The sequence below is a fragment of the Kribbella sandramycini genome (genome assembly GCF_013131805.1).
In the GTDB taxonomy this organism is placed as follows: Bacteria; Actinomycetota; Actinomycetes; order Propionibacteriales; family Kribbellaceae; genus Kribbella; species Kribbella sandramycini.
Map to the genome: position 1 here is coordinate 93,760 of NZ_JABJRC010000011.1, position 11,835 is coordinate 105,594.

The following is an 11,835-nucleotide window of genomic DNA, read 5'->3' on the forward strand; positions in this document are numbered from 1 at the left end:
CGTGGACCCTTTCACAGTTGGGCGAGCCAGGACAGGATGACGAACGTCACCGCGACACACAGCGCGATAGTTGCCGGGAGCACCCACTTCGCGGTGGACGTGCCGTCGAGCCGGCGCAGCAGCGCGCCGTACAGGCCGGTGATCCCGCGCAGGACGAACGCCAGGACGACGATGATCGGCACCGACACCAGCGCATGCACCGCCCAGGCCCCGGCCATCGTCGGCCCGCCCCACGTGCCGGGCCCGTACGGCCCGCGCTCGACCAGCCCGTAGAACGGGCCGCGGAGCACCGCGATCGCCATCAGCGCCAGGAAGAACCACGCCATCAGCCCCAGCACCAGACCGGCGAACCCGGCCCAGAGGCGGCGTCCGAACCGCAGCTCCGCCGTGTCGGTCCGCGCGCCGACCATCGTCATGACGCCGGCCGGCGCGAGGAGCGCGCCGTCCTTGATCCACCCGAGTCGCATTGCTCTCTCCCAGTCGTTCGTTGATGTGCTCAACGCTAGGAATTCGCGGCCGGCGGCACCTCCAGCCACGGAGCCAACCGCGACCCCGTACCCCAGTAGGGGGTGGTTGTGATCCAGGTCACAGTGACCACGATCCGTGCCACCGCGTTACACGGTCAGTGCCGTACGGCCTCGTCCGCCTCGGCACGCCCTGAGTGGAGGTTCGGCATGCGCATTCGGAACCTGGCAGTGACCGCACTCGTCCCCGCGATGATGCTCGCCGGGTGCGGTAACGAGGCGTCGTCCATCGCCGCGTCGTCCCCCGGCGCCCAGAAGGCGTCGAAGCAGACGCTGACCGAGCAGGTCGGCGCGCCGGTCGCCTCGGCCGATCCGGTCGTGAACGCGTACTACGACTACCGCGTCGCGCTCGACCAGATGATGCGCAGCGGCGGCGCCAAGACCGAGCAGCTCCGTCCGGTGATGACGGCGAACCTGTTCCAGTCGATCAGCGTCCAGGCGAAGTACTACCGCTCCAAGCGGCTGCGCAACACCGGCGCGACGACGGTCCTGTGGGCCAAGCGCACCCTCGCCTCGAACGGCGTCATCGTCACCGCCTGCTACGACACCTCCGCCGCCCGCACGGTCGACTCCTCGAACCAGTCGGTCCTCCCGGCCGACATCCCGACCCGCTGGCTGGACCAGATGCGCGTCAAGCAGCAGAACACCCGCTGGATCGTCGACGGCGGCAGCACCAAGCCGACCGACTGCTAGTGGCGGACCATCTGGCGCAGCAGCGTCTCGACCGCCAGATGCAGATCGGCGTCGTGTTCGGGGCCTGACCACACCACGACGCAACCCTTGTCGCCGAGTTTGCTCGCGACCAGCTCACGCGCCGGTGTCGGGTCGCCCTGATTGAGGACGACGACCAACCGGCGTCCGTCGCGCTGCAGCCGATCGAGCAGCGGCGGCAGCGTCGACCCGCGGAACAGCCCGGGATCGCTCTTCACCTTGGTCTCGACCATCACCCCGCGCCCGCGGACGACGAGCAGGAAGTCCGCCCGGTCCCGGGTGAACTCGCGGTCGTGATAGATCCGCGCCTTCGGCCACAGCCGCTGGAACGCGACGTCCACCTCGGCGTCGTACCGGTCGGCCAACCGGCTCACCTTCGAACTCGTCGCCCGCGGCCGATAGCTCTCCGGCGTCGCGCGCACGCGCCCCAGCAACGAACGCAACCAGCGCCGCAGTCTCGTGTCGATCATCGGCGGACCCCTCGACCTAGCCAACACTCACCGATGAGTGTCCCCACCCGTAGGTTCACCCGAACCCGCCCACACCGATCGTGACCGCACCGCCACATAACGCGCGTCCGCGCCGCAACCGCGCCCGCCGGGCCTAGGCTGGGCCCCGGCACCAGGCCGGCACGGAAGGGAACCGCGATGACGGAGTTCAGGATCACCCACGAAATCCACGAGGCCCACCCCGACATCCGCGAGAAGCTCACCGCCACCACGATCGAGGCCATCAACGAGTCCAGCGCCCGCTCCGCCGAGGACGCCGCCCGCGTCCTGCGCCACAAACTCGCCGAGATCGGCGTCCACATGAGCGACCCGGCCTGCCTGGCCGCCATCGAGCGCATCCGCTCCGGCAAACAACTCCGCTTCGAAATCGAAGAAGCCGACTAGCCGGCGGTCAGCTGCTCCGGCGTGAGCAGCGCATGGAGCGTCAGCCCGGCTTCGGTAAGCGGGGTCGGCGTCCGGTCGTTGCGGTTGATGACGCAGACGGCGTCGGTGATGGTCGCGCCGGCTGCGCGGAGGTCGGCTGTCGACAGGACGATCTGGCCTCCGGTGGTGACGACGTCCTCGACGACGGTCACCCGGCGCCCGGCGACGTCCGCCCCCTCGGCGAGCCGGCGGGTGCCGTACTCCTTGGCCTTCTTGCGGACGAACGCGCAGGGTAGGCCGGTGTGCCGGCCGAGCGCTGTGACGACCGGAATGCCGCCCATCTCGAGACCCGCCAGCACCTCGGTCTCTGGGGGTACCAGCTCGACCATCGCCTTGGTGATCTCGTCGAGGAGGAGCGGATCGCCCTCGAACCGGTACTTGTCGAAGTACTCGTTGGTCACCTGGCCGGAGCGCAACAAGAACTCGCCGGTCAGGTGAGCTGTCGCGTAGATGCGGCGTCCTAGTTCGGCTTTCTCCACGCCTGGCACCCTAACCACCGGCCGGGACGTGGCTGCGCCCGCGGCCGGTGGTGGTGCCCATCAGTTGAGCGGGAGGTTGACCCAGGTCTTGCCGGCGTCGATGGAGACGGACGCCGTCCGCGGGCCGGTCTTGCCGTAGTACAGGTCGCCCATGGCGCGGAAGGTCTGCAGCTTCGGGAAGCCTTCCTGACGCTCCGCCTCACCGTCTTCGGTGAGCAGGTACGCCCCGACTGACTCCGGTTTCGCCGCCTCCGCTTGGCCGATGAACATGATGCCTCGATCGGTCCAGGTCAGGTGTTGCTCAACGAGACCCCAGGTGGCCAGGTGGAGCGGGCGCCACGTCCGGCCCCGGTCGGGTGAGACATCGGCTTTCAGCAGCGCGCCCGCGGTGTTGCTGCCGTCGCCGACCGGGAACGCGACCGCGATGTTGCCGTCCGGCGAGACCACCAGATAGCTCTCGTTGGTCTCGAGCACCGGGTCGCGCGCCAGGTCGTGCTGCTCCCAGGTCTCGCCGTCATCCGTCCACATCACCAGGCCCATGCCGTCGCCACGGTGCGCCGCAGCCCAAACCCGCCCGGTCTGATCCCGGTACGCCGACCCTGCGCCCATCAGGCCGACTGGCAGCTTCAGCTGTTTCAGCTCACCCGCGCGGACGTCGAGCAGCGTGATCACCCCGCCGATCAGCTCACTGGTGACGAGGTCACTCGGCCCGATCTTCGTCGTCTCACCGACGTACCGCACCGGCTTCTCCGCCGCCCCACCGGCACTGAGGTGGTACAGCTTGGCATCCTTCCAGGCCGGGTCGTCGGCGCTCTTCGGGAGATCCTCCGGCAGCGCGACGGCGACCAGATCCGGCCGGGAGTCCGAGGACACCGGGTCGTGGAACGGCAGCACGGTCACCGGACGCTTCAGGGCCGGGGTCACCAGCGGCACGTCGCCTCGGACCAGCTTCGCGGCGTACGTGCAGTTCTCGCCTTCGCACTTCTCCCACGCCGCAGCCCAACGGTCCGGCGCGACCACCGTCAGACCGGCCAACTCGCCGTCCGCCTCGGCCGGCACCTGCGGACCGGGAGCCGGCTTGATGTCCGACAGCTTCGGCGGCGCGACCGGGTCGGCGCCCTTGTCCACGATCATGCTCGGCGCGAAGACCAGCGCCGCGACCGCGATCACCGCAGTTGCCGTGGCGCCCGCGGCAAGTAACAGCTGATTGCGCGCCCGACGCCGCAGCCCACGCTGCAACAACTGCTCGAAGTCGGTCTGCCGGACCTGCTCCTGGACGGAGAAGCCCGCATCCTTGATCTCAGGCATGGTCCGCCTCCTTGACGGGTTCGTCAGCCAATTCGTCCATCAGCCCGGCCAGCCGCTCCCGCCCCCGCGCCAGCCGCGCCTTCACCGTCCCCTCCGGCACCCCCAACTGCGCCGAGATCTCCCGCACCGGCAGATCCGCCAGATGGTGCAACACCAGCGCCTCCCGCTGCGCCGCCGGCAACTGCCGGAACCCATCCACCAGCGCCACATGATCCGGACTCAACGCCGGCTGCACCCCCGGCTCCGAAACCCCCGCGAACAACCCCCGGAACCGCCCAGCCCGCTTAGCCCGCCGACGCACCACATTCAGCGCCACAACCCGCAGCCAAGCCTCCGGGTTCTCCACCCGCGCAAACTGCCGCTGCCGCGCCACAGCCCGCACGAACGCCTCCTGCACCGCATCCTCGGCCTCGCCCAAATCACCGCAAAAGAAGTAAACCTGCGACACCAGCCGCCGATAACCCCCCACAAACAACTCGCGAAGCCGCTCCTCCACCGAGTCCACAGTCACCTCCACTCGTCTCCACATCATCAACGAGTCCCACCCCACCCACCCGGTTGCACCCCCCACCCCCGCCATTTCCCCGCCCCCACCCACCACCACGCCACCACCTCCAACCACAGCTCCCCACCAGCGCGGCAGCACACCCGGCGACAGTCGCAACCACCCGCAACAGCACACCCCCCGGCCACAGCCGGCCAGCGCCCCCGCCCGTCGACCACAGCCCCAACAGCCACCACCCGTGCGGCATCGCCTACCACAGCCCCCGCTCACGCGCTGCAGCACACGCCCCGGCGACACCAGACCCCCCGAGCACCACCCCGCAACACCTGCGCGGCAGCGCGGCCCCGGCGACAGCCGGGAATCCCCGGGGCGGCAGCCCGGAACTGAAACTCAGGGCGGAGGGGGAACGGGCGGGACGGGAGGGCAGCGCACGGCACGCACGCGGGGAACACCCGGGCGCCAGCCCGGAACACCCGCGGGCGACAAGCCCGCAGGACACACGACGTACGGGCTAGCTGGCGTGCTGTTCCGGCCGCTCAGGCAACAGCCGCCGAAAGGCCTCGACAGTGATGATCGGTACGCCGAACTCCCGCGCAGCTCGCGCCTTGACCGACAAACTATCCGGATCAGCCGCAACAACAAACGTGGTGTCGGGCCGAACCGCCTCCTGCGGTGAGTAGCCCGCCGCAACAGCCCGATCCCACCAGGTCTCGCGAGATTCGATCATGTCGCCGGTGAAGACCATCGTGCTCCCCAACGGAAACCCATCGGCCCCGGGCCGCGACGGTACGACGTACGCCCCGGCACTCGCCCGGATCAGCGCGTCGTCCACCTCCGACTCCTGATGACCGAGCATCACGGCGACGCGATCGAGATCCGCGCGCTGCTCACCCGTGATCGCCCCCTCCGCCCACGACGCCTGCGCCAGCCCGGCCACGTAGTACCGATGCAGCTCATGAACCTCCACCCGTGTCAGCCCGAGCGCGGTCGCAACCTGCACCAGCTGATCAGCATCCGCAGCGGTGATCTCCCGATTCGCCAAGATCCCATCAAGTAACGCGAGGTACGAGTTCGCCTGTGGCGGCTCCGGCACGCGCGGCAACTGGTCGACGAGTCGACTCATCCACCCATGCCGCCCACCCGCGTGCACCGGCCGAACAGTCGGCGAGAAAGACCCACCAGGCAACGCCGGCCACCGCATCCCCCGAACCTCTTCATAAGCCCACTGCCACGGCGGAGGCGACGGAAACGCCTGTAAATACTGGGCAAACAGCGCAGCGGTCGCCCGCGTATCGGCCAGCGCCGAGTGCCACCCCTCGATCGAGATCCCCGCCGCGGCACAACACGCGCCCAGCGTCCGCTTCGCGCCCGGATACAGATACCCGGCCAGCGCCATCGTGCACATCGATCGCTCGGTGATCAGCGGTACGACGAGGCCCAGCCGCTCGAACTCCGCCCGCAGGAACTCCAGGTCGAACTCGACGTTGTGCCCCACCACCATCCGCCCGGCCAGCAACTCCCCCAACTGCGCCGCCGCATCGGCGAACTCGGGCGCCGCCAGCACATCAGCAGTCAAGATGCCGTGGATATGCTGCGGCCCGAGATCGCGCTGCGGATTCAGTAGCGTCACCCACTCACGCTCGACCTGACCCCGCGCATCGAGCAAGACGACCGCGATCTCGATCACCCGATGCCGATGACTCGGCAACAACCCGGTCGTCTCGGTGTCGATGACGGCGTACATCACGGGCCTCCTCAGGCTCGGCTCCCACGCACACCAAGCCAATCACAGCCCACCGACACTTTCCGCCGCCTCACACCGCCGGCGGAACATCCACCCCGATCTCCTCGCCCAGCTTCGCCCCGTGCATCAGCGCCAGCTCGTCCCCGCTCCAGAACCGCCCCGGGTCGTACCAGTTCGGCCGCCGCCCCTTCATCAGCAGCCCCATCTCCTCGTACGTCACCGCGACCACCTCCGCGCAGTACGCCGACTCCAGCTCGAACTCCCGGCGGCCACGCCGCAGCGCGGGGATGCGACCGCGCGCCCACCGCGACGCGAGCCGTGCCGTCGACGGGAACGGCGTACCGTCGAGGCGCGCGACAGTCCGCAGTACGGCGTCCTCCATCGTGCGCGTGACCGGGTGGTCGAGCTGGCGCAGCCAGGCGCGCTGGCCGTACTTGTGCGCCCAGACGGTCACCGCGTCGCGCAGGTCGTGCAGCTGGACGCCGCGGTGATGCGTGCCGGTCCACACGTCCTCCAGCGACCGGCCGAGCTCGGCATGCCACATCAGCGGCGGCATGTCCTCGATCACGATCGCCATCCCGACGTGGTTGACGGGGCTGTTGGTCATCGTCTGGATCGCGCGATCGGCGGCACTCTCACCGCGGAACAGCCAAATGTCACCTGTTCGTGTCAGTTCCGTAGCGTCATCCAGTGAAATGCGGCTCTCCACGTCGCTAGGTTAGTCGGCATGAAGGTATGGAAGGTCGTAGGACTTGCGGGGCTCGTCGGCGTTGCCGCCACGGGCGTGGTCATCGCGCGCGGCGAGCGCAAGCGGCGCGCCTACACGCCGGAAGAGGTGCGCGACCGCCTCAAGACCCGGGTCAAGGAAGCAGCGAACGCCTGAATCGGTTCAGGTAACCGCACCGGTACGACGATCGGCCGGGCGCGAGGACGCCGTAACTCGGTGGTACGGCGACACCCCTCCGCGCCCGGCCGAAGTCATGTCCTGATCTTACGGCCCCCGCCAACTAAATGTTGTGCAAGGCAACTTCTTTCAGCCGGCCCGCGCCGATCACGGCGGTCTGGAACGTGCAGTACGGCTGCCGTCGCCGGTCGGTCGGCGATCCAGGATTCAGCAACCGCATCCCGGCCGGGCTCGTGCTGTCCCACGGAATGTGGCTGTGCCCGAACACGAGCAGATCTACTCCCGGGTAAGCCCGGTCGCACCGCTCCTCGCGCCCCTTCGCGGCACCGGTCTCGTGGACGACGGCCACCTCCAGCCCGTCGAGTGACACCCGCGCCACCTCCGGCAATCGCGCCCGCAGGTCGTCGCCGTCGTTGTTACCCCAGCACCCCACCAGCCGCTTCGCGCGCTCCTCCAGCTCGTCGAGCAGCGCCACGTGCACCCAGTCGCCCGCGTGGATCACGACGTCCGCCTCATCGACCGCCGCCCACACCACGTCTGGGAGCCGCTTCGCCCGCACCGGCAGATGAGTGTCCGAGATCAGCAACAGCCGCATCAGCCCACTCTCCAACGCCAGAACGCTCCATTCAACTCTGCAGCGCCGCGATCAACTCCTTCTCCCGCGCCAGGCTCAGCCCGGCGCGCCGCTCGCGCGCCAGCCCCAGCTCGCGCTCGTAGGCCAAGACATCGACCAGGAACTCCCGCCGGAACCTATGCCGCAGCCCCGCGGCCTGCCCGCTGCGGCACGACCACCCGGCGTACTCCGGATCGGACATCCACATCGTCAGCGACTCGGGCCCCATGTACTGCCCGACCTCCTGGTTCTCCAGCCAGCTAGCCGAAGCCGTCACCACAGGCCCGGTATGCCCGCCGATCTCCCGCACCAGCTCGATCCACTCCCCGAACGGCACAGCAGGCCCCACAGTGTCGAAAACGCCCGTCCGCCCCGATTCGGCGTTGTCGAGCAACCAGCTGGCCAGATCACGCACATCCACCACCGCTGTCGGCAGGTCTGGGCTGTCCGGCACCAGCAACGGCTCCTCCGGCGCCAGGGCCGCCCGCGCGACCCACGCCCCGGCCCGGTCGCTCGGATCCCCCGGGCCGCCGATCAGGCCGGCCCGCGCGATCACCAGCCGATCGCCGACGGCCGCCGTCGATGCAAGCTCACACGCAACCTTGGCCTCGCCGTACTGCGCTCTGTCCGCCGTATCCCCTTCGAACGGCGGACGCACCGCTGCCGACTCATCGGCGCCCGGGGTGTCGAACTTCTCGTACACATTCCCCGACGAGACATAACTCCAGTGTTTCGCCCGCGCCCCGAACGCCGCCAACGCCCCGCGCACGAACCCCGGCTGCCAGGACACCTCGAACACCGCATCCCACTCCTGCGCGGGGACGGCGTCGTACGCGTCGGGTCTGCTGCGATCGACCGGTATCAGCGTCGCGCCGGACGCCGCCGCCCCGCTCTCCCCGCGGGCGACGCAGGTCACCGCATGACCGCGCGCCACCGCCTGCGCCGCGATCTCCCGACCCAGCCACGCCGTCCCACCAAGGATCAGAATCTCCATGCAGACAAGCCAATCAGGCCCCACCGACAAAACCCAACAGCCTTAGCCGACAGCAGAAATCACCCGCTCGCGGACACATCATCACCACCGGTCGCGAACCCTTGCCGAGGGCCCGTTCCAGGCGCACTGTCGAAGGAACCGCTGTCGAACCAAGGGGGAGAAATGGCTGGTTTCGTTCAGATCATCGAGTATCGGACGTCGCGCCCGAGCGAGGTGGTCGCGCCCACCGACGACTTCCGCGCCAAGCGGGAGGCCGAAGGCGACGGCCCGATGCCGGAGCGCGCCGTCACCTGCGCGGACCGCAACGACCCGGACCACTACTACACGATCGTCGAGTTCGCGTCGTACGAGGAGGCGATGGCGAACTCCGCCCGCCCCGACACCGGTGAGTTCGCTGCCCGGATGGCGGAGCTGTGCGACGGACCGGCGACGTACCGGGACCTGGACGTCGTCACCTGAGCCCGGACAGGGCTCGACCCCAGCCGGACTCGCATTCGGCTGGGGTCGAGGCAGGAGATGGAGGCCGGTGCCGGAAAGGAAGGCGGCACCGGCGCTCCGCTCGGGGCCGGGTCCACGGCGCTGGACCCGGACATGTCTGGTGGAGGGCTAACGGAAGACCCGGGACGGCGTCCACCCGGCCGGCGGGGCGCCGCCGTACGAGCCGTTGCCGCGATCGCTGTGCAGCGGATCAGGGTCCTGTGGTTCCGGCGTCGCGTGCAGGTCGGGCCACGGCCGCTGGGCCAGCGTTTCGCGCGGTGGGAGCGTCGGACCAGGGTCCGGACCGGCGTCGGCGTCGATCCACTCGACCTCGGTGGCCCCGCCGTGCCCGTGGATCGCGATCACCGACTCGATCGCATCCCACACCGTCGTGGTCGGATAGTCGCCGTACCAGCGCAGCGCCACCGCTCCGTCGGTGAACTGCACACCCTCGGCGACCGGCCCGGTCCCACTCACCCCGGACACGTCCTGATGGCGAATCAGCCGGAAGCGACGAGAAGTCATTTCGGAGCGACCTCCCACAACCGCTCCCCCGGCAACCGCCGGCTCGGCCCGGCCTCGGTCAGGGGAATCGGCTCACTGGTCACCTTCAACCCCGCGAACCGGCGCGACATCGCAGCCGCATACCGCTCGGCCAACTCGGCCTCGGCACTGTAATCCGCGACGACGTGGTCCCCGAACCACACTCGTACGCGGCATCGTTGCGGAACAGGATCGCCGGCCACCTCAATGCACCCGGCGCGTCAACTCGAAACAGCGGTCCACATCGATCACATCCACTTCCCTGTGGGGATGGGTACACCCAAGTGACGCCCCCCACCTCACTTCATGACGCCATTCCCCAAACTTTCCGAAATCCCCAGTCTCGGAACTCTCAGCCGAGTGCGTCGAGGAGCACTTCCGGCGTCATCCCCGGCGTCAGCTCGACCGTGCGGTACGAACTTGCCTCGATCAGATGCAGCCCACGCCCCGGCAGCACGCTCTCCGCCATCCACAGCGCGAACTCCGCCGCCGCCTCGGCATCTGCCGGATCCAGACTCACCGCCTGCCGAGTCCCACTCAACGCCACCCCCAACTCACGCGGCGCAGGCTCCAAAGGCACTACTGCCTCCAGCACCACCGACGACCCCTCAACACTCCCCAACCCAACCCGCACGCCGGGCCACCGGGCCCGCAACGCCTCGGCGAACTCGTCGACCTCCAGAACCCACTCCGGCTCCTCCAACGGCGCGACCAGGTACTCCGCCATCAGTCATCGCCCTCTCGTCGCACAGTGACCTGTCCAGGAATGTCGAGTCGCCGCATTCGCTCTCGAAAGTATGCCGCCGCGGTTGCGTCGTTGGTGATGATTTCGAGTCCTTCGACCGGTTTGGCGTCGTCGCCGATCACCTCGCGGTACTTGAGCAGGCGGTGGTCGTTCTTCTCCTCAGCGATCTTGCGCAGAAACGGGGGCAGCGAGTCCGGCCGGTAGAGCGAGCGCTCCGAGGACGGCGCGACGTACTTCACGTCCTGGCCGCGCTTGAGCAGCTCGTCCAGCCCGTCGGCCCAGGCCGCCCTGGGCAGCTCCTCGTCGGGAGTCAGGCGGTACTCGACGGGACCGCAGTACTTGCGCTGGAACTCGGCCTCGGGCCCGTCGCCGACCATCGGACGGATCCGCCCTGTCGCAGCCAACCGTTCGCGGAACTCGGTGAAATCGACCGGCGCATCCGGCGGCTGAAACTCGAGGGTTTCAACGGTGACTTCCGGCGTGAGTTCGGTCAGCGGGTCGTCGGAAGATTCGGGGTGCGCCTTGTGGAAGGCTTCGAGGGGTTTGCTGAGGTCGACGGTGACGAGGTCTTCGGTTTGGAGCCGGTCGGCGCGCTCTTCGTCCGCTTTGCGCTCTTCGTCGGTGGGTTCTTCGACGGGGTGGTCTGGGGTTTCGGTGCGGAGGATTTCGGGGTCTAGGGGGTTTTCGGGGGGCTGGGTCTGGTCTTCGGTGTTTTTGTGGGTTTCGTGGAACTTTTCGAAGGGTTTGCGGGAGGTGGTGATTTCGGTGGGTTCGGAGGCTGCGGTGGTGGGGTTGCGGTTGGGGGAGTTGGGGGAGGGGTTGTTGGTGGCGGGGCCGGTGGTTACGAGGTGGTCGGCCCAGGTGCGGGCTTTGGGGGGTGCTAGGGAGAGGTAGTGGGCGGCGGCTTCGCAGGAGCGGGCGGCGGCGTCGAGTTGGTGGGCTGCGGTGGTGGCGCCGCCTTGGGCGGCCAGGGCGGCGTTTTCGCGGCAGCGGGCCGCGGTGCGGTGCAGGCGGTCGACCACCTGGGGGACTTCGTCCAGGCAGTCGATCAGGCCGCGGGCCACGCGTTGCAGCTCGGACGGCATGGGGTCAGATCTGGTCGGCGTAGCTCTTGCATCCGGCCGAGGCGATCTCCAGGGCCTCGGCGGCCTGCTCGACGGCTTTGCCGGCCGCTTCGAGGATCTCGGAGATGTCCCGGTCGATACCGGTCGCCGTACCCGCGATCAGGCTCTCCACGAGCTGGCTGTGCTGCGTGAAGCGCAGCTTGAAACCGGCCAGCCCGCCCGCTGCCTGCTTGGCCTCCATGGAGACCTGAAACAGCTGTTCCTTGAGCCGCTGTACGTCGGACACCCTGCA

18 protein-coding genes are annotated in these 11,835 nt (G+C 68.9%); 4 read left to right on the top strand and 14 right to left on the bottom strand.

All coding sequences use genetic code 11. From position 1 onward, the window contains the following. Positions 1–11: 11 nt before the first annotated feature. Positions 12–467, bottom strand: a complete 456-nt coding sequence (locus HPO96_RS33895) for a hypothetical protein (protein ID WP_171678508.1) — start codon at positions 465–467, stop codon at positions 12–14. 207 nt (positions 468–674) lie between these two features. Here HPO96_RS33895 and HPO96_RS33900 point away from each other — a divergent pair, with 207 nt between their 5' ends. Next, positions 675–1,217, top strand: a complete 543-nt coding sequence (locus HPO96_RS33900) for a hypothetical protein (protein ID WP_171678509.1) — start codon at positions 675–677, stop codon at positions 1,215–1,217. Here the strand turns inward: HPO96_RS33900 and HPO96_RS33905 are convergent. Beyond that, positions 1,214–1,705: a hypothetical protein gene (locus HPO96_RS33905; protein ID WP_171678511.1), complete on the bottom strand. Its 492-nt coding sequence runs from the start codon at positions 1,703–1,705 to the stop codon at positions 1,214–1,216. The two genes, HPO96_RS33900 and HPO96_RS33905, sit on opposite strands and share 4 nt — an antisense overlap. 177 nt (positions 1,706–1,882) lie before the next feature. On the opposite strand from HPO96_RS33905, the gene HPO96_RS33910 reads away from it, so the two are divergent. Further along, on the top strand, positions 1,883–2,128 hold the full coding sequence (locus HPO96_RS33910; protein ID WP_171678513.1) for a hypothetical protein: 246 nt from the start codon (positions 1,883–1,885) through the stop codon (positions 2,126–2,128). Here HPO96_RS33910 and pyrE read toward each other — a convergent pair. From pyrE to HPO96_RS33935, 5 genes are all read right to left on the bottom strand, one after another. Continuing rightward, positions 2,125–2,646: an orotate phosphoribosyltransferase gene (gene pyrE / locus HPO96_RS33915; protein ID WP_171678515.1), complete on the bottom strand. Its 522-nt coding sequence runs from the start codon at positions 2,644–2,646 to the stop codon at positions 2,125–2,127. The genes HPO96_RS33910 and pyrE overlap by 4 nt on opposite strands. A 60-nt stretch (positions 2,647–2,706) precedes the next feature. After that, positions 2,707–3,954, bottom strand: a complete 1,248-nt coding sequence (locus tag HPO96_RS33920) for a beta propeller repeat protein (protein ID WP_171678517.1) — start codon at positions 3,952–3,954, stop codon at positions 2,707–2,709. Next, a complete protein-coding gene (locus tag HPO96_RS33925) occupies positions 3,947–4,459 on the bottom strand; it encodes an RNA polymerase sigma factor (RefSeq protein WP_337796921.1) in 513 nt (170 codons plus the stop codon). The genes HPO96_RS33920 and HPO96_RS33925 overlap by 8 nt, the downstream gene beginning before the upstream one ends. 511 nt (positions 4,460–4,970) lie before the next feature. Continuing rightward, positions 4,971–6,203 (bottom strand): exonuclease domain-containing protein, encoded by a 1,233-nt coding sequence (locus tag HPO96_RS33930; protein WP_171678519.1) that lies wholly within the window; start codon positions 6,201–6,203, stop codon positions 4,971–4,973. Between the two features lie 70 nt (positions 6,204–6,273). Beyond that, positions 6,274–6,810, bottom strand: a complete 537-nt coding sequence (locus HPO96_RS33935; protein ID WP_238355802.1) for a hypothetical protein — start codon at positions 6,808–6,810, stop codon at positions 6,274–6,276. A 120-nt stretch (positions 6,811–6,930) separates the two neighbouring features. Between HPO96_RS33935 and HPO96_RS33940 the strand changes: the two genes are divergently transcribed. Beyond that, the gene (locus HPO96_RS33940; protein WP_165546543.1) at positions 6,931–7,086 is read left to right on the top strand and encodes a hypothetical protein; all 156 of its coding nucleotides are present in this window, start codon (positions 6,931–6,933) and stop codon (positions 7,084–7,086) included. Positions 7,087–7,210: 124 nt separating this feature from the next. On the opposite strand, the gene HPO96_RS33945 is transcribed toward HPO96_RS33940, so the two are convergent. Beyond that, positions 7,211–7,702 (bottom strand): metallophosphoesterase family protein, encoded by a 492-nt coding sequence (locus tag HPO96_RS33945; RefSeq protein ID WP_171678523.1) that lies wholly within the window; start codon positions 7,700–7,702, stop codon positions 7,211–7,213. A 31-nt stretch (positions 7,703–7,733) separates the two neighbouring features. Further along, entirely contained in the window at positions 7,734–8,714 is a 981-nt protein-coding gene (locus HPO96_RS33950; protein WP_171678524.1) for an NAD-dependent epimerase/dehydratase family protein, read from the bottom strand. Between the two features lie 162 nt (positions 8,715–8,876). Between HPO96_RS33950 and HPO96_RS33955 the strand changes: the two genes are divergently transcribed. Beyond that, entirely contained in the window at positions 8,877–9,173 is a 297-nt protein-coding gene (locus HPO96_RS33955) for a hypothetical protein (RefSeq protein ID WP_171678526.1), read from the top strand. Between the two features lie 147 nt (positions 9,174–9,320). On the opposite strand, the gene HPO96_RS33960 is transcribed toward HPO96_RS33955, so the two are convergent. The 5 genes from HPO96_RS33960 to HPO96_RS33980 all read right to left on the bottom strand — a co-directional run bounded on the left by HPO96_RS33960 (position 9,321) and on the right by HPO96_RS33980 (position 11,829). Continuing rightward, positions 9,321–9,716, bottom strand: a complete 396-nt coding sequence (locus HPO96_RS33960) for a hypothetical protein (RefSeq protein ID WP_238355803.1) — start codon at positions 9,714–9,716, stop codon at positions 9,321–9,323. Then, positions 9,713–9,898, bottom strand: coding sequence for a hypothetical protein (locus HPO96_RS33965; protein ID WP_171678528.1), 186 nt, complete (start codon positions 9,896–9,898; stop codon positions 9,713–9,715). Before HPO96_RS33965 ends, HPO96_RS33960 begins: the two co-directional genes overlap by 4 nt. 188 nt (positions 9,899–10,086) lie before the next feature. After that, positions 10,087–10,461 carry a hypothetical protein gene (locus HPO96_RS33970; protein ID WP_171678529.1) on the bottom strand — a complete coding sequence of 125 codons (375 nt, stop codon included), beginning with the start codon at positions 10,459–10,461 and terminating at the stop codon, positions 10,087–10,089. Further along, a complete protein-coding gene (locus HPO96_RS33975; RefSeq protein ID WP_171678530.1) occupies positions 10,461–11,564 on the bottom strand; it encodes a restriction endonuclease fold toxin-2 domain-containing protein in 1,104 nt (367 codons plus the stop codon). Before HPO96_RS33975 ends, HPO96_RS33970 begins: the two co-directional genes overlap by 1 nt. Before the next feature lie 4 nt (positions 11,565–11,568). Further along, positions 11,569–11,829 (bottom strand): hypothetical protein, encoded by a 261-nt coding sequence (locus HPO96_RS33980; RefSeq protein ID WP_171678531.1) that lies wholly within the window; start codon positions 11,827–11,829, stop codon positions 11,569–11,571. Positions 11,830–11,835: the final 6 nt, after the last annotated feature.

Bases quoted from the DNA above. Each gene is read 5' to 3' on its own strand.
- HPO96_RS33895 (WP_171678508.1), bottom strand. From the start codon at position 467: ATGCGACTCGGGTGGATCAAGGACGGCGCGCTCCTCGCGCCGGCCGGC.
- HPO96_RS33900 (WP_171678509.1), top strand. From the start codon at position 675: ATGCGCATTCGGAACCTGGCAGTGACCGCACTCGTCCCCGCGATGATG.
- HPO96_RS33905 (WP_171678511.1), bottom strand. From the start codon at position 1,705: ATGATCGACACGAGACTGCGGCGCTGGTTGCGTTCGTTGCTGGGGCGC.
- HPO96_RS33910 (WP_171678513.1), top strand. From the start codon at position 1,883: ATGACGGAGTTCAGGATCACCCACGAAATCCACGAGGCCCACCCCGAC.
- HPO96_RS33920 (WP_171678517.1), bottom strand. From the start codon at position 3,954: ATGCCTGAGATCAAGGATGCGGGCTTCTCCGTCCAGGAGCAGGTCCGG.
- HPO96_RS33930 (WP_171678519.1), bottom strand. From the start codon at position 6,203: ATGTACGCCGTCATCGACACCGAGACGACCGGGTTGTTGCCGAGTCAT.
- HPO96_RS33935 (WP_238355802.1), bottom strand. From the start codon at position 6,810: ATGACCAACAGCCCCGTCAACCACGTCGGGATGGCGATCGTGATCGAG.
- HPO96_RS33940 (WP_165546543.1), top strand. From the start codon at position 6,931: ATGAAGGTATGGAAGGTCGTAGGACTTGCGGGGCTCGTCGGCGTTGCC.
- HPO96_RS33945 (WP_171678523.1), bottom strand. From the start codon at position 7,702: ATGCGGCTGTTGCTGATCTCGGACACTCATCTGCCGGTGCGGGCGAAG.
- HPO96_RS33950 (WP_171678524.1), bottom strand. From the start codon at position 8,714: ATGGAGATTCTGATCCTTGGTGGGACGGCGTGGCTGGGTCGGGAGATC.
- HPO96_RS33955 (WP_171678526.1), top strand. From the start codon at position 8,877: ATGGCTGGTTTCGTTCAGATCATCGAGTATCGGACGTCGCGCCCGAGC.
- HPO96_RS33960 (WP_238355803.1), bottom strand. From the start codon at position 9,716: ATGACTTCTCGTCGCTTCCGGCTGATTCGCCATCAGGACGTGTCCGGG.
- HPO96_RS33970 (WP_171678529.1), bottom strand. From the start codon at position 10,461: ATGGCGGAGTACCTGGTCGCGCCGTTGGAGGAGCCGGAGTGGGTTCTG.
- HPO96_RS33975 (WP_171678530.1), bottom strand. From the start codon at position 11,564: ATGCCGTCCGAGCTGCAACGCGTGGCCCGCGGCCTGATCGACTGCCTG.